This window comes from Serratia sp. A07 (assembly GCF_058725505.1).
In genome coordinates this window covers 1-23,844 of the sequence record NZ_JBZXDO010000027.1, presented here as the reverse complement: position 1 = coordinate 23,844, position 23,844 = coordinate 1, and the positions used below count along the sequence as shown (strand labels likewise).

At 52.9% G+C, this 23,844-nt stretch carries 30 protein-coding genes and 1 tRNA gene; 25 read left to right on the top strand and 6 right to left on the bottom strand.

What is annotated here, in order from left to right; all coding sequences use genetic code 11:
* Positions 1-3: 3 nt before the first annotated feature.
* Entirely contained in the window at positions 4-363 is a 360-nt protein-coding gene (locus tag AC4PR2_RS21255; RefSeq protein WP_004927961.1) for a hypothetical protein, read from the bottom strand.
* A gap of 541 nt (positions 364-904) precedes the next feature.
* On the opposite strand from AC4PR2_RS21255, the gene AC4PR2_RS21250 reads away from it, so the two are divergent.
* Both AC4PR2_RS21250 and AC4PR2_RS21245 read left to right on the top strand, forming a co-directional pair.
* On the top strand, positions 905-1,219 hold the full coding sequence (locus AC4PR2_RS21250; protein ID WP_060419594.1) for a hypothetical protein: 315 nt from the start codon (positions 905-907) through the stop codon (positions 1,217-1,219).
* A gap of 170 nt (positions 1,220-1,389) precedes the next feature.
* Complete coding sequence (locus tag AC4PR2_RS21245; protein ID WP_038875373.1) at positions 1,390-1,821, top strand: hypothetical protein; 432 nt, start codon at positions 1,390-1,392, stop codon at positions 1,819-1,821.
* Between the two features lie 19 nt (positions 1,822-1,840).
* Here AC4PR2_RS21245 and AC4PR2_RS21240 read toward each other — a convergent pair whose 3' ends face one another.
* Together AC4PR2_RS21240 and AC4PR2_RS21235 are read right to left on the bottom strand one after the other, a co-directional pair.
* Positions 1,841-2,182, bottom strand: coding sequence for a GlpM family protein (locus AC4PR2_RS21240; protein ID WP_492175436.1), 342 nt, complete (start codon positions 2,180-2,182; stop codon positions 1,841-1,843).
* A 121-nt stretch (positions 2,183-2,303) separates the two neighbouring features.
* Complete coding sequence (locus AC4PR2_RS21235) at positions 2,304-2,528, bottom strand: DUF2594 family protein (protein WP_492175435.1); 225 nt, start codon at positions 2,526-2,528, stop codon at positions 2,304-2,306.
* Between the two features lie 704 nt (positions 2,529-3,232).
* Between AC4PR2_RS21235 and uvrY the strand changes: the two genes are divergently transcribed.
* The 5 genes from uvrY to AC4PR2_RS21210 all read left to right on the top strand — a co-directional run bounded on the left by uvrY (position 3,233) and on the right by AC4PR2_RS21210 (position 7,262).
* Positions 3,233-3,889: a UvrY/SirA/GacA family response regulator transcription factor gene (gene uvrY / locus AC4PR2_RS21230; protein ID WP_004927947.1), complete on the top strand. Its 657-nt coding sequence runs from the start codon at positions 3,233-3,235 to the stop codon at positions 3,887-3,889.
* Entirely contained in the window at positions 3,882-5,714 is a 1,833-nt protein-coding gene (gene uvrC, locus AC4PR2_RS21225) for an excinuclease ABC subunit UvrC (protein ID WP_492175434.1), read from the top strand. Before uvrY ends, uvrC begins: the two co-directional genes overlap by 8 nt.
* A 58-nt stretch (positions 5,715-5,772) precedes the next feature.
* A complete protein-coding gene (gene pgsA, locus AC4PR2_RS21220; RefSeq protein ID WP_033642639.1) occupies positions 5,773-6,321 on the top strand; it encodes a CDP-diacylglycerol--glycerol-3-phosphate 3-phosphatidyltransferase in 549 nt (182 codons plus the stop codon).
* A gap of 144 nt (positions 6,322-6,465) precedes the next feature.
* Positions 6,466-6,541: transfer RNA gene (locus tag AC4PR2_RS21215), tRNA-Gly, on the top strand.
* A gap of 217 nt (positions 6,542-6,758) precedes the next feature.
* On the top strand, positions 6,759-7,262 hold the full coding sequence (locus AC4PR2_RS21210; protein ID WP_337046493.1) for a tyrosine-type recombinase/integrase: 504 nt from the start codon (positions 6,759-6,761) through the stop codon (positions 7,260-7,262).
* A 28-nt stretch (positions 7,263-7,290) separates the two neighbouring features.
* Here AC4PR2_RS21210 and AC4PR2_RS21205 read toward each other — a convergent pair whose 3' ends face one another.
* Entirely contained in the window at positions 7,291-7,572 is a 282-nt protein-coding gene (locus AC4PR2_RS21205; protein ID WP_419723236.1) for a hypothetical protein, read from the bottom strand.
* A gap of 194 nt (positions 7,573-7,766) precedes the next feature.
* Between AC4PR2_RS21205 and AC4PR2_RS21200 the strand changes: the two genes are divergently transcribed.
* On the top strand, positions 7,767-8,066 hold the full coding sequence (locus AC4PR2_RS21200; protein ID WP_330113438.1) for a tyrosine-type recombinase/integrase: 300 nt from the start codon (positions 7,767-7,769) through the stop codon (positions 8,064-8,066).
* A 91-nt stretch (positions 8,067-8,157) separates the two neighbouring features.
* Positions 8,158-8,571 carry a hypothetical protein gene (locus AC4PR2_RS21195; protein ID WP_330113439.1) on the top strand — a complete coding sequence of 138 codons (414 nt, stop codon included), beginning with the start codon at positions 8,158-8,160 and terminating at the stop codon, positions 8,569-8,571.
* A gap of 143 nt (positions 8,572-8,714) precedes the next feature.
* Here AC4PR2_RS21195 and AC4PR2_RS21190 read toward each other — a convergent pair whose 3' ends face one another.
* Positions 8,715-8,933: a LysR substrate-binding domain-containing protein gene (locus tag AC4PR2_RS21190; protein WP_330113440.1), complete on the bottom strand. Its 219-nt coding sequence runs from the start codon at positions 8,931-8,933 to the stop codon at positions 8,715-8,717.
* A gap of 173 nt (positions 8,934-9,106) precedes the next feature.
* Here AC4PR2_RS21190 and AC4PR2_RS21185 point away from each other — a divergent pair, with 173 nt between their 5' ends.
* From AC4PR2_RS21185 to AC4PR2_RS21175, 3 genes are all read left to right on the top strand, one after another.
* Positions 9,107-9,514 (top strand): DJ-1/PfpI family protein, encoded by a 408-nt coding sequence (locus AC4PR2_RS21185; RefSeq protein WP_197801646.1) that lies wholly within the window; start codon positions 9,107-9,109, stop codon positions 9,512-9,514.
* Between the two features lie 843 nt (positions 9,515-10,357).
* Positions 10,358-11,176 (top strand): winged helix-turn-helix domain-containing protein, encoded by an 819-nt coding sequence (locus AC4PR2_RS21180; protein ID WP_197801643.1) that lies wholly within the window; start codon positions 10,358-10,360, stop codon positions 11,174-11,176.
* A complete protein-coding gene (locus AC4PR2_RS21175; protein WP_197801640.1) occupies positions 11,157-11,645 on the top strand; it encodes a hypothetical protein in 489 nt (162 codons plus the stop codon). The genes AC4PR2_RS21180 and AC4PR2_RS21175 overlap by 20 nt, the downstream gene beginning before the upstream one ends.
* A 53-nt stretch (positions 11,646-11,698) precedes the next feature.
* Here the strand turns inward: AC4PR2_RS21175 and AC4PR2_RS21170 are convergent, their stop codons facing one another.
* Positions 11,699-12,493 carry a winged helix-turn-helix domain-containing protein gene (locus tag AC4PR2_RS21170; RefSeq protein WP_197801637.1) on the bottom strand — a complete coding sequence of 265 codons (795 nt, stop codon included), beginning with the start codon at positions 12,491-12,493 and terminating at the stop codon, positions 11,699-11,701.
* Positions 12,494-12,759: 266 nt separating this feature from the next.
* Here AC4PR2_RS21170 and AC4PR2_RS21165 point away from each other — a divergent pair, with 266 nt between their 5' ends.
* The 13 genes from AC4PR2_RS21165 (at position 12,760) to AC4PR2_RS21105 (ending at position 23,168) form a co-directional block, all read left to right on the top strand.
* A complete protein-coding gene (locus AC4PR2_RS21165; protein ID WP_492175433.1) occupies positions 12,760-12,918 on the top strand; it encodes a hypothetical protein in 159 nt (52 codons plus the stop codon).
* Positions 12,919-12,967: 49 nt separating this feature from the next.
* The gene (locus AC4PR2_RS21160) at positions 12,968-13,519 is read left to right on the top strand and encodes a fimbrial protein (protein ID WP_197801633.1); all 552 of its coding nucleotides are present in this window, start codon (positions 12,968-12,970) and stop codon (positions 13,517-13,519) included.
* A gap of 88 nt (positions 13,520-13,607) precedes the next feature.
* Complete coding sequence (locus AC4PR2_RS21155) at positions 13,608-14,153, top strand: fimbrial protein (RefSeq protein WP_197801631.1); 546 nt, start codon at positions 13,608-13,610, stop codon at positions 14,151-14,153.
* A gap of 41 nt (positions 14,154-14,194) precedes the next feature.
* Positions 14,195-16,726 (top strand): outer membrane usher protein, encoded by a 2,532-nt coding sequence (locus AC4PR2_RS21150; RefSeq protein WP_197801629.1) that lies wholly within the window; start codon positions 14,195-14,197, stop codon positions 16,724-16,726.
* Positions 16,727-16,769: 43 nt separating this feature from the next.
* Positions 16,770-17,516: a fimbria/pilus periplasmic chaperone gene (locus AC4PR2_RS21145; RefSeq protein WP_337046495.1), complete on the top strand. Its 747-nt coding sequence runs from the start codon at positions 16,770-16,772 to the stop codon at positions 17,514-17,516.
* A 35-nt stretch (positions 17,517-17,551) separates the two neighbouring features.
* Positions 17,552-18,199: a fimbrial protein gene (locus AC4PR2_RS21140; RefSeq protein ID WP_197801627.1), complete on the top strand. Its 648-nt coding sequence runs from the start codon at positions 17,552-17,554 to the stop codon at positions 18,197-18,199.
* A 13-nt stretch (positions 18,200-18,212) separates the two neighbouring features.
* The gene (locus AC4PR2_RS21135) at positions 18,213-18,737 is read left to right on the top strand and encodes a fimbrial protein (protein ID WP_197801624.1); all 525 of its coding nucleotides are present in this window, start codon (positions 18,213-18,215) and stop codon (positions 18,735-18,737) included.
* Between the two features lie 24 nt (positions 18,738-18,761).
* Positions 18,762-19,250: a fimbrial protein gene (locus tag AC4PR2_RS21130; protein ID WP_197801620.1), complete on the top strand. Its 489-nt coding sequence runs from the start codon at positions 18,762-18,764 to the stop codon at positions 19,248-19,250.
* 22 nt (positions 19,251-19,272) lie between these two features.
* A complete protein-coding gene (locus AC4PR2_RS21125; protein ID WP_197802067.1) occupies positions 19,273-19,794 on the top strand; it encodes a fimbrial protein in 522 nt (173 codons plus the stop codon).
* Between the two features lie 57 nt (positions 19,795-19,851).
* On the top strand, positions 19,852-20,682 hold the full coding sequence (locus AC4PR2_RS21120) for an MrpH family fimbial adhesin (protein ID WP_492175431.1): 831 nt from the start codon (positions 19,852-19,854) through the stop codon (positions 20,680-20,682).
* A gap of 97 nt (positions 20,683-20,779) precedes the next feature.
* Positions 20,780-21,334: a fimbrial protein gene (locus AC4PR2_RS21115; RefSeq protein WP_197801615.1), complete on the top strand. Its 555-nt coding sequence runs from the start codon at positions 20,780-20,782 to the stop codon at positions 21,332-21,334.
* A gap of 35 nt (positions 21,335-21,369) precedes the next feature.
* Positions 21,370-22,167, top strand: a complete 798-nt coding sequence (locus AC4PR2_RS21110) for an MrpH family fimbial adhesin (protein WP_197801612.1) — start codon at positions 21,370-21,372, stop codon at positions 22,165-22,167.
* Between the two features lie 392 nt (positions 22,168-22,559).
* Positions 22,560-23,168, top strand: coding sequence for a helix-turn-helix transcriptional regulator (locus AC4PR2_RS21105; protein WP_197801610.1), 609 nt, complete (start codon positions 22,560-22,562; stop codon positions 23,166-23,168).
* Positions 23,169-23,844 lie beyond the last annotated feature (676 nt).

Sequence of the window (23,844 nt, the reverse complement as noted above, 5' to 3'; positions counted from 1 at the left end):
GCATCACCATTGCGGCCAATAGTAGGTTTTCTCACGCCAGCCTTTGCCGTACATACAGGCTTCGATGGTGGCGTCTCGGGCGGACTGATTGCGATCGGTCTGCACTGTTTTAATCGACGGTTCCTTGTCATAGCGGTATCCCGATGGGCAGTCTTTCTTGTTCTTCTCGCAAGGAATGTATTTGTTTTCGTAGCTGAACTCCACGTCCCGCACCACGTCCGGGGGGAAGCGATCATAGCCGCGGCTACGGCATTCGGCATATTCGGCATTCCGGGTACTCTCAACCGCGCCGGGCCTTTCCCATTGTGTGCAGGCGGTCAACATCAATAACGGCAAAACAATCAAACAACGGCAATTCTTCATGGTGTCCCTAATTCTTTCTCTATCCTGGGGCTCGCCGCCTAGGAATGTTCCTAACTGGCGAGGTGAGAAAGTGTAATAAACTGACGGAACAATTGGAAATGATAATGGTTATTGTTTAGGTGTGATTGAGGTAGCGCCGCGTCGAGAGAGGATGTGGCGAATTGAGGGAGGCCGGCAGGGATCGCGATCTTACGACGAGGGGGCGACGTGACGCTGGTTTTATCCATTCTCTTTTTTGCCGCAATATACCGAGCACCATTGCATCATTTTGAGAAGGAAAACAATATGCAGGCTAAGTATTTTCTTATCCTGTTTTAATGTCATTTTTATTTAGGATATTTACCCATACCTAAGATTTAATTCCCGGTATTAATACCTTATTTTTTTATTTCTGTTTTTTTATTGTGGTTTTATTTTCAGATTTCATCCATGAAAGGCTTTTTAGTTACAGGGAATTCATTTGCATTTTAAATTTGGATTTTTTAAATTCAGCTCAGATGAAGGATAACCGTTAGCGACAGAGTCAAAAAAGGAGTTTATTTTGTCTGGGATAAAGAAAACGCCTGAAAGTCATGACGGTTTACCTTCATCATCAGAGGATTATGATACGTTTAAGCACCTCTCTGATGTTGGCACCGTGTTGGGATATGGGCGAACTCGCTTTTATCAGTGGTGCCGCGGGCGTGGATTTCTAACCCCGATGAATGTGCCTTCACATGAAATGATCAGCCTGGGATATATGGTGGCGGTGTTATCAGAGACCGGCCATACACGGGTTTACGTCACGCCGGATGGTTTCAGTTACGTCAGCGGTGCGTTTGCGGCAGATATCCAACGTGGCATGGTCAAGTTTTAAATTTGCAAGAATCGCCTTTATTTCAAGAGCTTTAATGCAGAATCTTCTTATTCCTGCGGGGTGGTGGGGGCGTGGGAAGTTGTCCGATTTTTTCGCCTCTGCGACATGAATGCTACTGGAGGCAGCTATTCTCTTGTTACGATAAGCATTATTTTCTTCAGGAGCCAAGGATGAAGCATTACGCAGCGTTGTTATTTGCCTCTGCACTGTTAACGGGATGTGCGACTCAAGCCATACCGCCGCAACAGGCTCAGTTACCGCCCCCGAGCCGTCTGATGCTCTATCAGAATATCCCGGATACGCCTTACGCCACGGTGGTGGTGGTTCGCGACAGCGGAATGCTGGCAGGCAGCTGCCGCACCGGCGTCTATGTGAATGGGGAGTTTGCCGCTTCGCTGGAGGCGAAAGAAAAAGCAGAGTTTCGCGTGCCACCAGGCAATATCTCGGTCAGTATCGGGCAAGATATGATCGAGAATCACCTGTGCATTTGGCGTGATACCGGAGGCAGTATACCGATGACGCTGCGCGCCGGTGAAAGCCGCTATCTGCGCATCGCCGGTGACCGGCAGCGCGGTTTCGTTTTGCAGGCGGGGCGACCGTAACCCCGGCCGGGCAAGGGCGTTAACGTCCTTGCCACCATCCCCATAGGGTAATTACTAGCCACGCCGCCGCAATCCAGCACAGCACAGCCGCCCCCAGGGCCAACGACAGGCGCAGGCTGTTAATCAGGAAATACAGAGAAATCAAATACACCAGATAGGGCAGCACTGCCCACATGCCGAAAATTAGCGTCGTTTTCAGCGCCGCAATGGAACGCTCGTTGCCGACAATGTAGTGCGCAATCAGGGCGAAAGTGGGGAAAAGCGGAACTAAACCGGCGATATAATAGTTGCGCGTTTTGGCCAGCAGGCCGATCAGAACCACAACTAGTGCGCCGATCAGCGCTTTGACAAGGATGCCCATAATGGTCTCGGGTGTGGGGGAAAGCCAACACACTGCCCGAAAGCACGTGCAAGATCAATGGGGTGTGGCGTAACGCGGGGAAAAGCAGACCCGCATGAAGCGCGGGTCTGAGACGCAACGCTTACTGACGGTAAGCGTACTTGATTTGCTGAATGCTGTTCTTGAAGATTTCCGCCTGGGTGGGATCTTCAATCTGGGCGATAAAACGTTCCATGTTGATGATAACTTTCCCGGCGTCGGCCTGGCCGATCGACTTCAGGATCAGCGTCAGCGTGGCTTTGAGGCAGGCAACCTCGGTCGCCAAGATCTCCGGGTTTGCAGACGTAGTGAAATCAACGTTGCTCATTTTCTCTCCTGATTTTTTGAGGCCGTAGCCTGATACAAGCTGCTTTGGCGCACCGCGCGCGGGCTAAACGTTGCCCCATGCGCGGCGGCGAATTTAACTGGGCGCGGAGTATAGCATAGCATGCGTCCATCATCTGCACCGGGCTTGCTCCGCTCACGCCGGTGGGCAGCGCCCGTTCACCGCCAGCCTGAATCATCCATTATCGGTAAGTTATTTCGGGGCGGTTAACAAGTATTTGTCCGGCACGTTATTGTTGAACCATTGGGGTTATTATAATTATTTGAGGCGGCTGGCACCGATTTTGCCGATGTTCGCCGGGAATAATAGTTCTGCACGCCGGGTGTTCGGCCGGTGATGGCGGTGGTTTTTGCTACGTCTTTAAATATCAAATGATTACAAACGGCCAACCGCCGTGCTAATATTATTCATGTCGTGATTGCTTACACAGATTTCCCCCTCGCTGCATGATTATCGCGCTATCCTGTGTCTGACGCGGCGCAACGAAATTATTTTCGTCGCCCGATCTTTTCCGACGTGACGATTTATTGGCGGCATAGATGGCTAAAATTGAAAAATCAGCTCTGCTCCGCAAAGTTATTCGGAAGTATGTATTAATCTGTGTTCATTCTTGTCTGAAAAACAAGTAATATCTCTGGCGAAAACAGAGGCTGATTGCGTTACTCCCTTTTTTTGGAGATTTTTCCTTGATTAGCGTTCTTCTTGTTGATGACCACGAACTGGTGCGCGCAGGGATACGACGCATTCTTGAAGATATCAAAGGTATAAAAGTTGTCGGTGAGGCCCAGTGCGGTGAAGACGCCGTAAAATGGTGCCGTGGCAACGCTGTCGATATCGTGCTGATGGACATGAATATGCCGGGCATTGGCGGGCTGGAAGCCACGCGCAAGATTGTGCGTTATGCACCCGACGTCAAAGTCATCATGTTGACTATCCATACTGAAAACCCGCTGCCCGCGAAGGTGATGCAGGCGGGGGCCGCCGGTTACCTGAGCAAGGGCGCCGCGCCGCAGGAAGTGATTAACGCCTTGCGCTCCGTGCATGCGGGGCAGCGCTATATCGCGTCTGATATCGCCCAGCAGATGGCCCTGAGTCAGCTGGAGCCCCAGGCCGAAACGCCGTTCAGCTGCCTGTCTGAACGCGAGTTGCAGATCATGCTGATGATCACCAAAGGCAAAAAAGTGAATGAGATCTCGGAGCAGTTGAGTCTCAGCCCGAAAACGGTGAACAGTTACCGTTACCGCATGTTCAGCAAACTGAATATCAGCGGCGACGTCGAACTGACTCACCTGGCCATCCGACATGGATTGTTCAATGCGGAGACGTTGTTAAGCAGTGAATGACCGTTTTGATGCCAAAGCCTTCCTGAGTACCGTCACCAGCCAGCCCGGCGTCTACCGTATGTACGACGCCACGGGCACGGTGATCTACGTCGGTAAAGCCAAAGATCTGAAAAAACGTATCGCCAGCTATTTTCGGCAGCAGGTCAGCAGCCGTAAAACCGAGACGCTGGTTAAAAATATCGCGCAAATAGACGTAACGGTTACCCACACCGAAACGGAAGCGCTGTTGTTGGAACATAACTACATTAAATTGTACCAACCGCGATATAATGTTCTTTTGCGCGACGATAAATCTTATCCGCTGATTTTTCTCAGCGCGGATACCCATCCCCGTTTGGCGGTGCACCGCGGCGCCAAACACGCCAAGGGCGAATATTTCGGGCCTTTTCCCAACTCTTACGCCGTGCGTGAAACGCTGGCACTGCTGCAGAAGCTGTTCCCGATCCGCCAGTGTGAAAACAGCGTGTATCGTAATCGCTCGCGCCCGTGCCTGCAGTATCAGATAGGCCGCTGCCTGGGCCCTTGCGTCGCCGGCCTGGTGAGTGAAGAAGAGTACCAGCAGCAGGTGGACTACGTGCGGCTGTTCCTTTCGGGCAAAGATCAGCAGGTGCTGCATCAGCTGATTGCGCGCATGGAAGAAGCCAGCAAACTGCTCAATTTCGAAGAGGCGGCGCGCATTCGCGATCAAATTCAGGCCGTGCGCCGCGTTACCGAACGGCAGTTCGTGTCGGGCGACAGCGACGATCTGGACGTGATCGGCGTGGCGTTCGACGCCGGTATGGCGTGCCTGCATGTGTTGTTCATCCGTCAGGGCAAGGTGCTGGGGAGCCGCAGCTATTTCCCTAAAGTGCCGGGCGGCACGGATATGAGCGAAGTGGTGCAGACCTTTGTCGGCCAGTTCTACCTGCAAGGCAGCCAGGCGCGTACGTTGCCCGGCGAGATCCTGTTGGATTTCAGCCTGCCGGAAAAAGACCTGCTTGCGGAGTCGCTCTCCGAGTTGGCGGGGCGCAAGATCCAAATTCAAAGCAAACCGCGCGGTGACCGCGCCCGTTATCTGAAGCTGGCGCGTACCAACGCGGCAACGGCGTTGACCACCAAGCTTTCGCAACAGTCGACGATCCATCAGCGGCTGGCGGAGCTGGCCAAGGTGCTGAACCTGACGGAAATCAACCGTATGGAGTGCTTCGATATCAGCCACACCATGGGCGAACAAACCGTGGCTTCGTGCGTGGTGTTCGACGGTAACGGCCCGGTACGCGCGGAGTATCGGCGCTACAATATCAGCGGCATCACCCCCGGCGATGACTACGCGGCGATGACGCAGGTGCTGAAGCGCCGTTACGGTAAGGCGCTGGAAGAGAAAAAGATCCCGGATGTCATCTTCATCGACGGCGGCAAAGGGCAGCTCGGCATGGCGATCGACGTGTTCAAATCGCTGAACGTTACCTGGGACAAGAACAAGCCGCTGCTGATTGGCATCGCCAAAGGCGCCGATCGCAAGGCCGGGTTAGAAACGCTGTTCTTCGTGCCGGAAGGCGAGGGGATTTCGCTGCCGCCGGATTCGCCGGCGCTGCATGTGATCCAACACATCCGCGATGATTCGCACAATCATGCGATTACCGGCCACCGGCAGAGAAGGGCGAAAGTCAGAAATACCAGCGCACTGGAGCTGATTGAAGGCGTAGGGCCGAAACGGCGCCAGGTGCTGTTGAAGTATATGGGCGGACTGCAACCTTTGTTGAACGCCAGCGTGGAGGAAATTGCAAAAGTGCCGGGTATTTCACAAGCATTGGCAGAAAAGATCTACAATGCATTGAAACACTGAGGGCAATGTAGCAACATACTCTTAATTTCCACTCTAGCCAGATAGTTACCGTAGCATTATGCAATTGAATATACCGACTTGGCTTACCCTGTTTCGCGTAGTTCTGATCCCATTCTTTGTGCTGGCGTTTTATCTGCCGTTCAGCTGGGCTCCGATGGTTTGCGCCGTTATCTTTGTGTTTGCCGCCGTCACCGACTGGTTTGACGGCTTCCTGGCACGCCGCTGGAAACAAACGACGCGCTTCGGGGCGTTTTTGGATCCGGTTGCGGACAAAGTGATGGTGGCGGTGGCGCTGGTGCTGGTGGCGGAGCACTACCACAGTTGGTGGATCACGCTGCCGGCGGCCACTATGATCGCCCGTGAAATCATCATTTCGTCGCTGCGAGAGTGGATGGCGGAAATTGGCAAACGCAGCAGCGTGGCGGTGTCCTGGATCGGCAAAGTGAAAACCATGGCGCAGATGATGTCGCTGGTGGGCTTGCTGTGGCGGCCGGACCGCTCCGTAGAGTATGTGGCGATCGGTTTGCTGTATATCGCGGCGGTGCTGACTTTCTGGTCGATGTTCCAATATTTGAATGCCGCGCGCAACGATCTGCTGGAACCGTGATCGATACGCTGCAAAAATCGGCAAACGATCGTGATGAGCCAACAATTTTATTGACTCATCACGTCAGGTAAGTAGAATGCATCGCATCAGACGACAACGATGAATTGCCGAAAGATAGCAAAGAAATCAGTCAGTTCTGGTAATGCGGGAATAGCTCAGTTGGTAGAGCGCAACCTTGCCAAGGTTGAGGTCGCGAGTTCGAGCCTCGTTTCCCGCTCCAAACATTAACCTGTTGAATCCCGGTGATTCAGCAGGTCAGAAAAAGGGGCTTAGGCCCCTTTTTTCGATCCGGTGAGTTCCACCGGAATCCAGTACCAGCCAGCATTTTTTAGTCCATTTATACGGACGTGTGCTGGAACCTATTGTTGCTGGTTGGCGGCGGGTGATATGTCGACTATCTGTTCCTGAATCTCAACTCAGGTACAGAGGAGTTGAGCATGGCGCTCTCCGACACCACCGTTCGGCAAGCCAAGACCACCGGCAAAGCCTACACAATCGGCGATACTGACGGTGGCCGTATCCCCCCACCGGCAACAAGAGCTGGCATTTCCGCTACGTTCGTGCAGAAGCGGCTTTCGCTTGGCACTTACCCCGAAATCCCCCTCAAAGAAGCTCTCAACCGGCGAGACAATGTTCGCGAATTGGTTGCGCGGGGCATCAATCCCAAGAGACATCGAAACCAAGAGCGGCGACTGGCCCTTCTGGCGGAGGATCACACCTTCCAGAAGGTGTTCGAGCATTGGTTCGAGTTCCGTAAGCTGAGTTTGAAGGAAGGCCGTCAGAGCACGCAGGCACAGATTCAACGCATCTTCCGGAAGGACCTCCTGCCAAAGCTCGGGCCTCAGTCCGTCTACGACATCAAGCGCCCCGACCAGCTAGAGGTAATCGAAGGAATCGAGCGCCGTGGCGCATTTACAACGGCCGAGAAATGTCGCACCTAGCTGCACCAGATGTTCCGCTATGCGTTGATCAAAGTCCCCCGACCTTGAGCAGAGTCACGCCTCGGATCTGGATGTCGTGGCGGCCCCGAAGCCCCCGGTCAAGCACAACCCCTTCCTCCGGATGGGGGAACTGCCGGAACTCATGCAGAAGCTCCGCCAGTACCGCGGGATGCTGCAGGCCCAGCTTGGGCTTCGTTTGCTGTTGCTGACGGGGGGACGGATAGGTGAGCTTCGACTTGCAACCCCTGACCAGTTCCATTTGGATCAGGGGCTCTGGATCATCCCACCGGAAGTCGTCAAGCAGCTTCAACTCGAGATGCGTAAGGAGCGCATAGAGCCAACGAGTATTCCCCCATACATCGTTCCGCTCTCCGCGCAGGCTCAAGAAATAGTGCGTTACCTGCTGGAACAGCGTAAGCCGGCGCAGAAGCACACCTGCTGTCTCATCGGAGTGAACTGGCGGAGCGCATCAGCGAAAACACGCTTAGCACCGCGCTGCGGCGGATGGGGTATGTCAGGCTGCTCACCGGCCACGGCATTCGTGGCACTATTTCGACGGCCTTGAATGAAATCGGTTATCCCAAGGTCTGGGTAGATACCCAGCTCTCGCACACCGATCCCGACAAGGTCAGCGCGTCGTACAACCATGCGGAATATGTGGAGCAGAGACGGCGCATGATGCAAGACTGGGCTGACCGCCTGGACCTTTGGGAGCGCGGGTTATCCGAGGCGGCCAGCATGCATTTGAACCTGACCGTTCAGTTTGATGCGATGCCATTGATGCCGAACGCGGCAAGGCCATAACCACGGCCAGAGTTGGTCTCAACGGCGTTTGGCCCCCCCGGAGACGCCAATCAGCCCAGCCATTGCCACCACAGCCATTAGGTTGCCGGCCGTGCCCGTTCAAGAGGCCCCTAAACCTGAGTATGAACCGTCCCCATTTCAGAAAAAATATGCCGAAAAGCTCGAAGTCTACGAAGCTGCCCACAACCTGCCGGTGGTGACCTTTGCCAAATTGGCAGGCAAATCTCGCGATCAGGTCAATCGAGACATCAAGGCCAAGCGGCTGCTTACCCTCAGTTTTGGAAATCGGGGCCAACGCATTCCGGATTGGCAGTTGGACCCGCTGGGCCATAAACTCACCCAAGCGATCTTGGATCATGCCCCAGAGGTGGACGAATGGGCGGTCTATCGTGCGCTCTCGGAGCCCCACGAGGGATTCAAAGGACGCACACCGATTGAAGCAGTTACCTCGGGGAATCTTAGCAAAATCAGTAAGATCCTGTGTGACGAACTAGGCCAGCGGTGACCTGCCACTTACTTACTAAGCGACAGTACTCGGCATTCGGTTTGGGCCGAGTGCTGGCTTGCTTGTTCACGATTGGCCCCGTGGCCACCCAACGGTGCCACCAGGCGAGCATCTAAACCCCTGGGGCAACTTCGTCATTCGTCTCATGGGGCCTGTTGCCATTGTTCAGCAAGGAAATCGCTAAATGCAATCAGCCGGCGTGGAGCTGGCTCTCGACGGGCTCGTACCAGACTGATCTTCGACGTAACACCTTCCCATTCAGGCAGGACACGCAGCAATCGACCGTTGCGTAATTCGTCGTGCACGTCCCAAGTCTCGCGCAATGAGATTCCCAGTCCGGCAATACACCACTCCCGCAACACCTAGCCGTTGTCGCTACAAAACGTCCCATTGATCACCATCGATTTCTCGCGTTGGTCTTTGCGCAACGGCCAGGTGTTCTGCATCAGACCTGGATAAGCGAACATCAGGCAGCTATAGCATCGAGTTGCTGCAGTAGTCGATGCGCCTATGTAACTCAAGGGTACTCATCACAATGTCAAAACGTGTTTTCTTCGTCCTAACCAGTCACGATCGCAAAGGACCTGAATCAGCCACAAATGCTGTTCCCAGCGGCTTCTACCTGTCCGAAGTTACGCACCCGCGCAGATTTCTCACTGACGCTGGCTATAGCGTTGACTATGTCAGCCCCAAAGGCGGCAAGTGCCACGCCGACGGGCTCAATTTGGATGATCCGGTAAACGCGGCCTTCGGTCGCACTCCGGAACTTCGGAGTGCGGCCGAAACAACTAAACGCCTGTCGCAGGTCGATCCAGAAGAATACGCCGCGATCTTCTATGCCGGCGGTCATGCGACTATGTGGGACTTCTCCGACAATGCGGCGCTCGCCTCGATTGCTGCGCGGATCTATGAGCGAGGCGGAGTGGTTTCGGCGGCATGCTGATACGCAATACGCTGATCATCGGCGCACTCCTGGGGTATTCAGGATAGGTTGTGCCATCCCAACTACCAGCGGTGGCCAAAAGAACTTCGGATCTAACCTCTGCTATGCCGATTGCATTTTTCAAGGTGGCCAGCGGTTTCTTTAGCGTCATTTACCCACCATCTTATTAGTCTCAAGTGAAATTAAAGCGATATCTGCTCAAGGTGCTCCTTCTCCTTTCTTTGAAATATGTCGAGGAGGAGAGACATTCGTGAATGTGCAGGAGTGCTTATTGATTTTAGTTGGCAGAGTATTTTTAGCTAAAAATCTGACGGGTACGCGTGCCACCCATGCCGGTCGCAGTCACACACTCAGAAATTATTTTATCCTCCCACAGCCGGACGTAGTCAGTGTAATCGCAGCTGTCGGTTGACGCGTAGCGGACAACTGCCTAACGCTCAAGCTCATCGCGTTGGTGTACCTGCATCGACTACTCAATTTGGAACACCATATCGTCAATGGCTACAAGGCAAGGCGTAATGATTTAAAGACGCTGGCGGGGGAGAGACATGTATGCGGCTCCGTTAATGAGAACTACTAAAGGCTCATTCGAAGAGATTTACGGTGCGACAGATAATGCGGGACCGCAGTATGCAGATCGTTTTATATTCAAAATCTTCTGATACGGGAATTTTGGTTGTGCCAGTGCTATCAACGTTGCTGGGACGAGGATGCGAGAAGTTTGAGGCTCTACTGCAAAGAAGATATGGCGAAGGCATTTACTCCGAGTTTTTTCCTATAATAACTCTCTAGGAATATTCCCATACCTACGCTTGGGTATTAGAATGGTAAGAAAATTCTTATATGATTCTGATCACCAGGCGAGAGAATGGACTAATGAAGTTCATAATAAATAAAACAATCAGATACCATGAAGACAGTTCGAGAATAGATACGCAGGACGGTTCTGCAGAACCTATCATCCTGACGGCGACACTCAACCGCCTGCTCCTTCTATTCGTCAAAAATAACCACCAGATACTCTCAAGAGAGTACCTTCTAGAAAAGGTCTGGGGAGAGCATGGGCAAGTTGCTTCGGACAACAATCTGAACAACTCTATGTCCGTACTGCGAAAGATATTGGCTTCGTTTGGCGAAGACGACATATTTATCACCTTGCCCAAACAAGGCTTCTCGCTGAATGCAAAGGAAATTAATACCATCGATGATCAGGCCGTCATCAATGGACAGAGCTTGCTTTCAACCCCACCGGTGTCTCCTTCGCGCAGCGTGCATGGCCCACTCAAAGCAGTATTAGCGCTCCTGGTTCTAGCCCTCTCGGGCTGGCTGGTGTTATTGCTGTTGAGTTACAGGGGTAGTGTGGCCTTCTTGCCCGATGACTCGTATGCATTGGGCGATATCGGCAAATGTCAGGTGTTCATCATGTCCTCGCATCATCGTCTTTCTCATAGCCAACTGGAACTGGAGAAAGTGAAAGCCAAGGCCGAACAGTTTGACTTGGGCTGCCAAACGCCGGCGAAGCTTTTTTACTACGATGTCGGCTTGTTGAGTAGGGGCAACAATAACAAGGCCCAGACAAGCTTTATCGCCTACTGTCCGCTTACTCCGGACTCGACAAAGATCTATCGCTGCGAGAACTACTATGAAAATGAAAAGCTATAGGTCGATCCCTTTGAGAGCCTATTTGGGTGTCGTTGGCGTATTGGGGACAGCCATCCTTTTGTTCTTCATCCAGGTCCGTCAGGAACGTACACCACCGTCCTGTGCTACGGTGATCAAGACCTTCATCACGCTCGACGCAAGGCCGACGCATGGGGTCATTCTGGTCAACACAACGCCCTCTGCTCTGGGAGCCATGAAAGTTCTCCTGAGTGGAAAGATTGAAGACGGGGATGTCTCCTATACCGTCTCGAAGGAGTTGATCATGCGATATGCCTATAAGGGCACGCACTATCCGATGACAGTGGAGAAGAGTATCGATAGGGTGAGGGATTCGGTTTCAAAAACGAAGCTGGATAAGGTGTTCCCGCAGGAAGGTCAGTACCTGCATATGAAAATCAGTCGGATCGACGAGAATACCTATGCGTTTACCGACAACTACTCCCCCATTTTCATCTGCACCACGCGCTGACACGGGATTGAGAGGAGCAATGCTGCTCCTCTTACCACTCCCCCCTTACGGTATTACTTTATTCCGGCCTGCATGAGCGTGCGTTGCTCCGGCCCCGTATGCCTGCATGGCGAGAGCACGTCCAACGGACAGTACGCCAACATCATTCTCTGCTCCTCAATTCTTCCATAATAGTAGATATTGGCGTTAACGGAGCAATCGAAGCCTGCGCTGGAAATGGCATTCTTAATCTCCCCAAGGTCTGCGCTTTCGTTCTTGATGATATATATATCGCAGTTTTTATACTCGCCCTTTCTTGCGATATTGACCGTCGTCAGCGGTTTTTTATCCGTTCTTTCCAGCAAATGGATCACCTCGACGAACAGAATGGCACACAGAATGAAAGCCATCAGGGCGTAGAGAATGAAACGCTTCCCTTTCCATTTCGATGAATGGCCGGGAGGGGTTTCTATTTCACTCCGAGTTGGTTCGGGAATGAAAGACACACTATCGCTGTCCACCGCGTCGCCCCCCGCGATACTCTCTTCCACAATACTATTTGCCGCGAATTTAAATCCCTGCTTCGGGTAGGTGATAAAAATCTCATCTTCTCCAAGGTCGGCGAAGGATCGCCTCAAACTTGACGCGTAGGTATTGAGATTATTGTTTGATGCCTTAAGCCCATACACCTCCCAAACATCGTTGAGCAGCTTCTCCCGGTTAATAACAACACCATTATTTCTAACGAAAATGGAGAGCATCCTACGATTCTGATTCTTCAGCAAAGTCTTGCTGTCATCAGCCCCTAGCAATTCAAGGGTGCCCTCCAATTCATTGTAGACAATGGCCTCATTTATTATGAATTTCATCTCTTATTCCATCCAACTTACCTGTCAGATTCTCATTTTGCATTTTGAAAAGTGTCTTTTCAATCCATCAGCCAAGTATTCAATCAGATGAATCCCAATAATTATTAAATAAGGCTTAATTAAATCTAATGTTCAGCTTAGGTGAGGGGCTGGTGTTCGGATCGTGATTTAATTTTCAGAATAAAAATCTAATTTTTTCCAATTAACTTTGTTTTTACTTTGTAATTTTGTAACTTTATCGCTTAACGTTTCGGAGGTGATTTTTCTTGGATACATTAGAATCACTGGCAGGGCAGAAGAAATGTCGCTCTGTTGGCAAACTAGGTAGTGACCAAGCAGTGGTGGGTAAATATGTCATCGGGCAAAACGTAAAAGAGAAGCTCTTCTTTTTCGGGATGCACTACGCCTATTTATCGCCAAACTGAAATCCATTTTAAAACGCGTCCTTTCTTATAAGGAAAATAAGGGAATAATATGAAACTGAACAAAATCATGATTGCAGCAGTTCTGGCTTTCGGCGCAACGTCAATGATGGCGCAGGCCGCACCTAAAGATCAGGGCCATGGCACCGTGACTTTCAAAGGCGCAATCATTGACGCTCCTTGCTCCATCACTCCAGATACCGTGGACCAGACCGTTAACCTGGGTCAGGTTTCCAACGTGGCACTCAAAGATGGCGGCCAATCTTCGCCAAAAACCTTCCAGATCCAGCTGGAGAACTGTGATCTGACCACAACCGCTCCGGGCAAAAACAACGCAGTGACTATCGCCTTCACTGGTGCAGCATCCGTGGACGACGACAAGCTGCTAGGCATGACCGGTACTGCCAAAGGCGCTGGCATTGCCTTGACCGACGGTTCCAACAAGCTGATCGAACTGGGCAAAGCCTCCAGCGCGCAGACGTTGGGTAACGGTAACAACACCCTGAACTTCTCCGCCTACCTGCAGGGCAGCAAGGCATCCGGTGCCGTCATCACTCCGGGTGAGTTCCAGTCCGTCGCAGACTTCACCCTGGCCTACCAGTAAGTCTGACCGGTAGTTCCCTGGTACAGCATGCAGAGCTTTCTGCATGCTTTTTTCAACGGCGGGAAAGCCCACGGACGGAGAGTGTTAGATGCGTCATCTTTCCGGAAAATTGATGATCTTCTGCATGTTGGCGAGTTCATTACTAGGCACAGCGGCCAATGCAGCCATAGATCCCCAAATACGGGGAAGAGTCAATATGCAGGGAGCCATTTTTGACGCCGCTTGCGCTATCGCTACGCAGAGCCGTGAACAAATTATTGATATCGATATTGTGCCTACCGCAGAGATTATTCGCGGCGGCGAAGGATCCGCAAGACCTTTTTCGATCGAATTGATTAATTGCGTAATTACCAAAACTGATAATTCACAGACGGGACTAAAGAACTTTCAAATGATTTTTGATGGCGACGCGGATGGGCAACTCTTCAGAGTCCAGGGCGAAGCCAGAGGAATTGCACTGCAAATCTACGATCACAAGGGAAATATCGCCACACCAGGGGCCCCATTACCTTACGGAGATATTTTAGCGAGTGCGATGCAATTGAACTATAGCCTGCGGGTGGTGAGCAACAATAGGCCACTACAAGCGGGAGCCTATTCTTCTGCTGTGCGTTTTAAATTGAATTATTACTGACGCGGAAGGGAATAACTAGATAACAAACAAGGTTGATGGCTATGGCGTTATCACTTGCAGGGAAGCGGTTCCGCATCCAATTATTGACGGCGTGTATCTATTCGGCCTGTGGTTACGCGATGCCGTTGGCTTATGCCGAAGATGGCATCCAGTTCAATACCGACGTGCTGGATGTGAACGACCGGAAAAATATCGACCTGAGCCAGTTCACCCGCAGCGGTTACATCATGCCGGGCGCCTATACCATGGCGATCCATTTGAATAAGAACGAGTTGCCGGAGCAGAGTGTCAATTTCTATCCGCCCGACGGCGATACCAACGGCAGCCAAGCCTGTTTGACTTTACCGCTGGTGGAACAACTGGGGCTGAAGTCGGGTTTGATGGGGCAACTAACGTGGTGGCGCGATGGCGAGTGTCTGGATCCCGGCAGCCTAAAGGGCATGGAAATGCGTGGCGATCTGGCGACCTCCGCGCTGTATCTGAGCATCCCGCAGGCGTATCTGGAATACACCGCGGAGAACTGGGATCCGCCATCACGTTGGGATGAAGGTATTCCCGGATTGCTGTTCGACTACAACATTAACGGTCAGGCTCAGCGCCAGCAGCGTGACGGCTCTCGGCGCTACAGCCTGAGCGGCAACGGCACCGGCGGTGCCAACCTGGGTGCCTGGCGACTGAGAGCAGACTGGCAGGGGCAACTCAACCATCAGACCGGGTCCGGACAAGGAACAGAGCAACGTCTGGACTGGAGCCGCTACTACGCCTATCGCGCGTTGCCGGCGTTGCGTTCGCGGCTGACGTTGGGCGAGGACTACCTCAACTCGGGCATTTTCGACAGTTTCCGCTTCACCGGCGCCAGTCTGGTCTCGGACGACAACATGCTGCCGCCCAACCTGCACGGCTATGCGCCTGAGGTAGTCGGGATTGCCAAGACCAACGCCAGAGTTGTTATCAGCCAGCAAGGCCGGGTTATCTATGAAACCCAGGTGGCGATGGGGCCATTTCGCATCCAGGACATCAGCGAAGCGGTATCTGGCGAACTGGATGTGCGGGTAGAAGAGCAGGACGGCAGCGTGCAGGAGTTCAAGATGAACACCGCCAGCATTCCTTACCTGACGCGCCCCGGCTCGCTGCGCTACAAGCTGGCGACCGGCAAACCATCGGACTGGCAGCACCACAGTAACGGTCCTATGTTCGGCTCCGGCGAGTTTTCCTGGGGGGTGAGTAACGGCTGGTCGCTGTACGGTGGGGCACTACTCGGCGGCGACTATAACGCAGCGTCCCTGGGTATAGGCCGTGACCTGATGATGCTGGGGGCGCTGTCGTTCGACGCGACCCAATCGCGGGCCCGCCTGCCCCAGAGGGATGGCACGCTGAGCGGCGGTTCGTACCGCCTGAGTTACTCGAAACGCTTCGACGACTACGACAGCCAGGTGACATTCGCTGGCTATCGCTTCTCGGAACGGGACTTTATGAGCATGAGCGAGTACCTGGACGCCCGCCGGCAGGACTATCGGGTCGGTAACAACAAGGAGATGTACACCGTAACGTTCAATCAGCAGTTCCGGGACATCGGCCTGAGCCTGTATCTGAACTACGACCACCAGACTTATTGGGACCGGCCGGTGAACGATCGCTACAGCCTGACGCTGTCACGTTACTTCGATATCGCACAGTTCAGGAATCTGAGTCTGTCGCTGACAGGATATCGCAACAAGTACTACGGTGCGAACGACGACGGAATGTCGCTCTCGCTGTCGATGCCGTGGGGCAACGGCGCCAACGTCAGCTACAGCGCGACGGCGAACCGGCGTGATAACAGTCACCGGGTCGGCTATTACGACCGGCTTGACGAACACAACAACTACCAGCTGAGCGTAGGCAGTGCACGCCAGGGCGCCAATATGAACGGCTATTTTACCCATGAGGGGGATATGGCCCAAGTCAGCGCTAACGGCAGCTACCAGGAAGGCAGCTATAGCTCGCTGGGATTTACCGCCCAGGGGGGGGCAACGGTAACGCCGGAAGGCGGCGCACTACATCGCATCGGCATGCCGGGTAGTACCCGCCTGTTACTGGACACCGGCGGTGTGGCGGGGGTGCCGGTACGTGGCTACGGCAGCACCGTGGAGACCAACTACTTCGGCAAGGCGGTGGTGAGTGACATCAGCAGCTACTACCGCAGCAGCGCCAGCATCGATGTGAATAAGTTGCGGAGCAACGCCGAAGCCACCAAGTCGGTGGTACAGGCGACCCTGACGGAAGGCGCCATCGGTTACCGCAAATTCGATGTCATCGCCGGTGAGAAAGCGATGGCGGTCATCAGGCTGGCGGACGGCAGCACACCGCCGTTCGGCGCCACGGTAATGAACGCTAAAAAGCAGGACACCGGAATAGTGAACGACGGTGGCAGTGTCTACCTGAGCGGTATCCAGCCGGGTGAGAGCATGACGGTGCACTGGAACGGCGCGGCGCAGTGCGCCATCAGCCTGCCGAGAACATTGCCGCAAGACGAGTTGAGCAACCTGCTGCTGCCATGCCGCACGCTGCGGGAAAGCGAAAACGCCATTTGAATCAGTATCAGTAAGAGTGAGTTTGATGAATATGAAGCACGCAATGAATACGTACACCCTGACCTTCGCCCCGTTGCTGGGCGCCCTGCTGGCACCGCAGGTGCAGGCCGCAATTGCGCTGGACCGCACCCGCGTGGTGTTCGACGGTGGGCAGAATTCGGTCAGTCTGAACATCAGTAACCAGAACAAACAGTTGCCGTACCTGGCACAGGGTTGGCTGGAAGACGAACAAGGCAACAAGATCCAAAGCCCACTGGTTGTGCTGCCGCCGGTGCAGCGGGTGGAACCGGGCAAGCCGAGCCAGGTGAAGATCCAGGCACTACCCGCAGCCAAACAGCTGCCCCAGGACAGGGAGACGCTGTATTACTTCAACCTGCGCGAGATACCACCGAAGAGCGATAAGCCGAACACCCTGCAAATCGCGCTGCAGACGCGCATCAAACTGTTCTATCGCCCAGCGGCGGTTATGCCGACCCAGGCGCAGATGGCCACTCCATGGCAGGAGCAACTGACTCTGAGCAAGCAGGGCGATAAATACCAGGTGAACAACCCGACGCCGTATTACGTCACCCTGGTGGATGCGGGCAGCAGAAAAGGGGGGGTAGGACTGAAAGGGTTTGAGCCGTTGATGGTGCCGCCCAAAGGCAATGCATCATTGAATGTGAACGCATCCGCGCTCGGCAGCAATCCTGTGTTGACCTACATCAATGACTACGGCGGCCGACCGCAACTGACGTTTAACTGCAGCGGCAACGCCTGCCAGGTCGCGCCGGAGAAGAGCAAGTCGTAGCCGGCCTACTGCAATGGACGCACGGAGACAAGAGCATGCGAGACACGAACAACAAACTGGGCAGACTTGATTGGCAGTACTACCTGGCGCTAGCGACATTGGCGTTGATGATGCCGGTCAGTATTGCGGCCGCGCTGTGGTTGTTGCCAGAGGCCCGTGGACAGTCGTTGGATGGCCAATACTCCGATAGCGCCAGTGGCGTGCTGCATGTGCGTGGCGCGCTGACAGAAAGCGCCTGCCGGCTGGAGATGGGCAGCGTCAGACAGGATATATCGTTGGGTGAAACTGGCACCGGTCGCCTGCAGCAAACGGGCGATCAGGGTGTGGCGGTCGGGTTCGAGCTACGGCTGCAGGATTGCCTGCGTAGCCCGGTTGGTGGGCGAGATAGTCGTACCGGCGCCCTGAGTTGGGCAGCGAATCAGCCCGCGGTCACGGTGAGCTTCAGCGCGCCGGCGGATGTTGAGAATCCCCAGTTAGTACAGGTCCGAGGGGCCTCAGGTCTGGCCCTGCGCCTGCTGGATGACGCTGGTCAGGATATTCGTCTCGGTAGCCGCGGGCAGCCCTTGCTGCTGACGCCCGGTCAAAACAGTCTGATCTACACGGTAAGACCGGAGCGGACTGCGGCGATGCTCAATCCCGGCGCCTACACCGCTACGGTCGATTTTCGGTTGAGCTATGACTGATAAGGAAGAATACATGCGCTGGATAGCTTATGCGAGTAAGGCCGGCTTGCGGGGGATCTTCCTGTCGGCGTCCGCACTGACGATACTGGCGCTCAGCGCGGCTGCTCAGGCCAATACCACGATCACCGTTTCGGGTTCGGTCATCAATCCCGCCTCCTGTGTGATCAATGACAACCAAACAATCAATGTGGAATTCGGAAACGACGTCATCACCACCCGCGTCGACACCGATGTATACGGAAGTAGCTACTTGAAATCGGTGGTGTACACACTGCAGTGCAAAAATGCCAGTAAAGTCAGGATGAAGGTCGAGGGGAATACGGCTCCCTTCAATAACAAGATACTGAAGACCGAACAAAATGACTTGGGAGTAGCGCTGCGTATCGGCGACAGCCTGATGGCCGTCAACAGCACCGTATATCAATTCGACTATCCGAACTCGCCTCAATTGGTGGCGCTGCCGGTCAAGCGATTGGGGGGACTGCTGAGCGCGGGCGAATTCAACGCCGGCGCCACAATGGTCTTGAGTTTTCCTTAAATGCAAATGCCGCAGGGGATAAACATGGTCGTACCACGTTCTCTATTAATGATATCTCTTCTTGTCAGCGGTGCGATTTCAACCGCCGGCGCAGCCGAGAACATGCATTTTTCCGGCACGCTGATAGCCCCTCCACCATGCACCATTAATAACAACCAGATGGTGGATGTGGACTTCGGGCAGCGTGTCGGTGTGAAAAAGGTGGATGGAAAAAACTATTTGCAAACGGTCGACTATCAGATCACCTGCGAGCCCGGCACCGGCGGGCTCGTCCTGGGATTGACTGTGACCGGAATCCCCTCGGCGTTTGATGAGGCGGCATTAAAAACGAACAAGTCAGACCTGGGGATCCGATTATTGCAGGCAGGACAGCCGTTCACACTGAACAAGCGTATTGCCATTGACGCCGCTAACCCGCCGCTACTGCAGGCGGTACCGGTAAAGAAACCGGGGGTTGAACTGAGCGCAGGGGCCTTCGAGGTTCTGGCAACGTTACTGGCAGATTATCAATAGGAGAAACACCGTGGGCCAGAACATGATTTCACTGGGCGGTCTGCTCATGACGTTGCTGGTGGCATCTTCCTGGGTCGGAGCGGCCGAGAACTTCAAACTGCATGGGGCGTTGGTGGCAGAGCCTTGTTCCCTGGAAGCGGGGGATGAGAGCATCGAGCTGGATTTCGGCAGCGTGGTAGACAAGTACCTTTACCAACATCAGCGCACGAACAGCAAGGCATTCTCGTTGCGTTTGGCTGACTGCGATACCAGCCTGGGGAAAACGGTGAAAATTAGTTTTGGCGGGGTGGAGAGTCTGGCCTTGCCAGGTTTGTTGGCGTTGACTGATGGCAGTCTGGCGAAGGGGATAGCAGTCGGATTCGAAACTTCAGCGGGGCAAACGCTTGGGCTCAATGCGTGGAGCCCACGAGAGGCGCTGATAAATGGCGACAATACGGTTGCATTGCAGGCCTATATTCAGGCCGAACCGGATGCGATAGCCAACAGGAACATTCTGCTCGGCACCTTTTATGCCATCGCTACCTTTTCCCTGCAGTACGAGTAGTGTTCCGTGAACGTGCAACCTGCGCCACGAATGATTAGCGACTGATGGATAACCAAGATGAGCATATACAAGAAAACCGGCCTCCTGTTGGCGATGTTCTACATGAACTCAAGTTGGGCGGCCTATCAGGTAGATATACAGAGAACTATTACCTATGACGGCATCTACTACCGTGCTCATGGGTTTTTATTCGACTGGTTCGGTGATGATCCAACGTCGAATCCATGTTATCGAAAGAGCTGCGACCTTGGCATGCAACTCCATTCGTTCAACCCAATCACCGGTGCCGTAGGCGGCCCCATAGGATCTGCCTCCTATTTCGTTTCCAATCCCCCATGGCTGTCGAGCGCGTCAAGCCTCGGCGAGGTTGGCAAGGGAATTCGCGGCATATTGCCCATAGAGCGGTTGTTGATGCAAACCACCAGCAACACGTTACCGGAGCTTGTTGCAGTATGTCTGGTCTACCGTAGTGGCGGCGTATCGCAGAAATATGCGGATCTTTGCGGATTCAGCGGCGAGGGTCCGAAGGACAAACCGGTTTGGTGCGAGCCCCGTTCTGGTGCAGTTAGCTTGAACTATGGCCCTATTAATAGCGAAGAACTAGACGGCAAGACAAAGTCCTCCCCCTACATCGTCTGGTGCAACCGAGATGTTACGGCGAAGATATATGTCAAGGGTCTCACCAACGGCCGTCTTTACCTGAGAGGCGACCAAAGTCTCTATGCAGATCTGACGATCAATGCCAAAGAGCTGAGTTCGGGTTTGACGCAGAGCTTCAGGGAAGGGAGAGAAGAGACGTTCACTATTCAATCAACACTCGGCAGCGCTGGTGCCGTTGTTCCTGGTGACTTCAGAGGAAGTACCGTGGTTTACGTCGATATAGTATGACCCGCAATAGCCGAGCAAGAGCATATTCTGAGTGGACCTCGGCAAGGAAATTTAATACTAGAAACTTTAATTATGACTGTTGCCTAGAGGGGGCGGGATGCGATATTCGACTATTTTACGCGGCGCAACTATTCAAATGTTATGGCTATTAGCCGTATGTCTTGCGGCATTTGTTAGCCAAGCCAAGGCAATTACACCAGTGACTATTTCAGGAACGATAATGAATCATGCATGCACCTTAAAGCCCGGAGATGAGAATATAGAGCTGGACTTTGGGAATGTGGTAAACAAGAACATATATCAGAACCAACGTACTGATGGGGATGTTTTTACATTGAATTTTGAAATGTGTGACTCAACGATTAGTAACGGAGTAAAAATTAGCTTTAGTGGCTTGCCAAACCAGCAGCTTCCTGAGCTTCTGGCTTTGTCCGCAGGTAGCCAGGCAAAGGGCATTGCCATCGGATTAGAAACACTGTCAGGAGAAGCTCTGCCCATTAACACTAAGGGGAAGAAAATTGGATTGGTGGATGGAGACAATGCAATTTCGTTTAAGGCCTATATAAAGGGGGAGCCCTCTGCAATCGAAAGAAAAGAAATTCAACCGGGAGCCTTCATTGCCCTCGCATCTTTTGAATTTAGTTATGACTAAGTCTTTATTTTATTAATTAGAGGTTAAATATCTTTATGTTCGGGCGGTGTTTCTCTGTTTTACTTCTGTTGGCTTTTTTTGAGATGGTCAGACCGGCCTTTGCTGGGCTATATCCAATAATCACTGACGTTACGACAACTCGCATTAACTTCAATACATCCGAGTATAGATTCAAGCAGCAGCTGGTCGATATTGGTGCACTAGCAGATATGCCAGCACCACCAGGCTCATGGACCGGCCTCACTCACAAACATATAAATTACCGCGGGGCAGCAGCACAAGCGCAAGTCACTGCCCAGGTTGGCCATGTGAAAGTTATTACGGGTGAAACTATCGGTCAGGCGGCTGTTCGGGCCTACAATTCAGGAGCGCAAGGCGTGAACATAATGTGGCATATCGGAGAACAAGATACCAGAGAGTGCATTGGATATATGAACGGCCCTCAGCCGATAAGCCCATGGGATAGCGTTATCATGCCAGTAGGAAGCTGTGTTTTTGTCCCCCCGGCTGAACAGTTCTGCAATATATCAAGTCCTTCGGTCAGTTTAGAACATGGCATATTGACATTGGGGATGGGAGACTCGACTGCGAGTTACGATATGAGCTTAATTTGCACCGCCCCTATGAAAATACGGATCTCATTTGGTCAAGATGTTGTTCTTTTAAGCAATGGCCTTCGGTCGAAATTGGCGGTGCCGGCTGCTGTAAATGGATTTGTAAGCATGCTGGCAGGAACAAATAAAACTGAGATAACCAGCACCATTAACGTCCCTAAAAATGCCAAAACCGGCCAATTTTCTGGTTCTAGTGTTGTTTATATTGAGTACTATTAATTAAAGATACGGAAAGAACACACTGAGTGTGCGATCAGAGCAATTTGCGCCCAGGCATTTTATGCAATATCAAACAACAACGAAGCTAGGCTACGCCTGGCTGGTGGCCTGTCCTCTCAATTAAAGGTAGGCGGTGAAGATGCGTTACGGGAATGTGCGCTCCCAGCGCTACCGGTGAGCATCTTGTGGAAATTAACTCGGCGTTGCGAAGTGCTGGGGAATCAGTAATGAAGGGCACTCTCACGAAGCAAATTTGCTCTCATGGAGCATTTCTGATTGAGCATTCTGAGGGGAGCCTATGGCCATGGGTGGTCGCTATTTTTACTACGAAAACACCGTCGTTATAAAAATGAAAATGACCGCAAGAATCAATAGAATAAAGAGGAAAAAATATGAACAGGACGGTGAGTATTTTTATTCAAGACAACGACGCTTTTTTTACCAAGGGGATGAAATCTCTGCTTGAAAGTTATTTCTCTCAACAGGGGATCTCAACTCTATTCATCCATGCCGGGGTTGAGTATTCGCAAATAGACTTGGCCTTCATATCGACACCGCTGACGAAAAGAGCCTGCTATTGTCATATGATGCCGTTGGCCGTCCATCACGGCACCCGGTTTTTTACCGTCAGAGAGCGGTGGCACCATAGCCACAATAATCTTCCGCGGTGTGGCCTGGAATACGGTACCTTGTATCGCCAGGCGCCAAACACTGCCATCGCCCAATTGCTGGAGAAGACGATGCAACAACCCTTGGCAAGCAAGCGAGTGAAGTGCAGTGCTTGTTTGGGGGGCCACCTGACGCGCCGAGAAAAAGAAGTACTGTCATACCTGCGCACCGGGGCAAGCCAGAGCGAAACGGCCAAGAAAATGCACCTCAGCGTGAAGACCATAAATGCTCACAAGCAGTCCATGATGAAGAAGATGGACCTGAGAAAGAAGCAGGACTTTATCTACTGGGTATTAAAGAATGTCCCAAAAGGTGCATCTCACCCTGACTAAGGAGTGAAATGGATTGCATCACATTGATTTATAAAAATAACCGGCCTCATTCTGCGGCGTTTTTTTTGAAGCCAGCGGCGATGTATACCACCGTCCCTGGCGGCAGAGCACATGACTGTCGCAATAGCAACGGCGCCTTTCAATCGAGGCGTTGGGTACCAGATAGATGAGCCAGGGGCAGTACAGCACGCGCTGTCAGATTGGTGTAGGCGTACTGATGATAGATGAACCGGGAGCCGCGCCCTGTTCTAAAACGCTTTAAGTCTTGTCGTACCAGCCTAACGACCAGGTGGGCCAACAACGGCCGAGCAGGAGCGTCGACAGGTTCAAACACTGTACCTGCAGACGTAGCCGAAACACCAATAACATATAAGGCTGCGGTAATCAGATACTGCCTCAGGCGCACATAGAACGCCCCAATAGCAGCTGAAATCATGAGCGGCTCGACTAACACCGCCGGCGCTTGCCCGGTGCGGCACCTTATCGGTCAACCAGGCCTTGATAGATACCCACCGATGGTGCATTAGGCCGCGACAGCCGTAGCTCAGAATGCCATACGCGAGTCCTACGCTCCGACTAGGGCCGAAGGCTTCCAGCACTTATCTGACGACAATTAATCTGGCCGGTTCGCGACAATTATTTTGGCCGGTTTGTAATCTGAGATCACAACCTACTC

Excerpts from the sequence above, each read along its gene's own strand:
- AC4PR2_RS21255 (WP_004927961.1), bottom strand. The coding sequence starts at position 363 with ATGAAGAATTGCCGTTGTTTGATTGTTTTGCCGTTATTGATGTTGACC.
- AC4PR2_RS21245 (WP_038875373.1), top strand. The coding sequence starts at position 1,390 with ATGAAGCATTACGCAGCGTTGTTATTTGCCTCTGCACTGTTAACGGGA.
- AC4PR2_RS21240 (WP_492175436.1), bottom strand. The coding sequence starts at position 2,182 with ATGGGCATCCTTGTCAAAGCGCTGATCGGCGCACTAGTTGTGGTTCTG.
- AC4PR2_RS21235 (WP_492175435.1), bottom strand. The coding sequence starts at position 2,528 with ATGAGCAACGTTGATTTCACTACGTCTGCAAACCCGGAGATCTTGGCG.
- pgsA (WP_033642639.1), top strand. The coding sequence starts at position 5,773 with ATGCAATTGAATATACCGACTTGGCTTACCCTGTTTCGCGTAGTTCTG.
- AC4PR2_RS21210 (WP_337046493.1), top strand. The coding sequence starts at position 6,759 with ATGGCGCTCTCCGACACCACCGTTCGGCAAGCCAAGACCACCGGCAAA.
- AC4PR2_RS21200 (WP_330113438.1), top strand. The coding sequence starts at position 7,767 with ATGGGGTATGTCAGGCTGCTCACCGGCCACGGCATTCGTGGCACTATT.
- AC4PR2_RS21185 (WP_197801646.1), top strand. The coding sequence starts at position 9,107 with ATGTCAAAACGTGTTTTCTTCGTCCTAACCAGTCACGATCGCAAAGGA.
- AC4PR2_RS21180 (WP_197801643.1), top strand. The coding sequence starts at position 10,358 with ATGATTCTGATCACCAGGCGAGAGAATGGACTAATGAAGTTCATAATA.
- AC4PR2_RS21175 (WP_197801640.1), top strand. The coding sequence starts at position 11,157 with ATGAAAATGAAAAGCTATAGGTCGATCCCTTTGAGAGCCTATTTGGGT.
- AC4PR2_RS21170 (WP_197801637.1), bottom strand. The coding sequence starts at position 12,493 with ATGAAATTCATAATAAATGAGGCCATTGTCTACAATGAATTGGAGGGC.
- AC4PR2_RS21160 (WP_197801633.1), top strand. The coding sequence starts at position 12,968 with ATGAAACTGAACAAAATCATGATTGCAGCAGTTCTGGCTTTCGGCGCA.
- AC4PR2_RS21155 (WP_197801631.1), top strand. The coding sequence starts at position 13,608 with ATGCGTCATCTTTCCGGAAAATTGATGATCTTCTGCATGTTGGCGAGT.
- AC4PR2_RS21150 (WP_197801629.1), top strand. The coding sequence starts at position 14,195 with ATGGCGTTATCACTTGCAGGGAAGCGGTTCCGCATCCAATTATTGACG.
- AC4PR2_RS21145 (WP_337046495.1), top strand. The coding sequence starts at position 16,770 with ATGAATACGTACACCCTGACCTTCGCCCCGTTGCTGGGCGCCCTGCTG.
- AC4PR2_RS21140 (WP_197801627.1), top strand. The coding sequence starts at position 17,552 with ATGCGAGACACGAACAACAAACTGGGCAGACTTGATTGGCAGTACTAC.
- AC4PR2_RS21135 (WP_197801624.1), top strand. The coding sequence starts at position 18,213 with ATGCGCTGGATAGCTTATGCGAGTAAGGCCGGCTTGCGGGGGATCTTC.
- AC4PR2_RS21130 (WP_197801620.1), top strand. The coding sequence starts at position 18,762 with ATGGTCGTACCACGTTCTCTATTAATGATATCTCTTCTTGTCAGCGGT.
- AC4PR2_RS21125 (WP_197802067.1), top strand. The coding sequence starts at position 19,273 with ATGATTTCACTGGGCGGTCTGCTCATGACGTTGCTGGTGGCATCTTCC.
- AC4PR2_RS21120 (WP_492175431.1), top strand. The coding sequence starts at position 19,852 with ATGAGCATATACAAGAAAACCGGCCTCCTGTTGGCGATGTTCTACATG.
- AC4PR2_RS21115 (WP_197801615.1), top strand. The coding sequence starts at position 20,780 with ATGCGATATTCGACTATTTTACGCGGCGCAACTATTCAAATGTTATGG.
- AC4PR2_RS21110 (WP_197801612.1), top strand. The coding sequence starts at position 21,370 with ATGTTCGGGCGGTGTTTCTCTGTTTTACTTCTGTTGGCTTTTTTTGAG.
- AC4PR2_RS21105 (WP_197801610.1), top strand. The coding sequence starts at position 22,560 with ATGAACAGGACGGTGAGTATTTTTATTCAAGACAACGACGCTTTTTTT.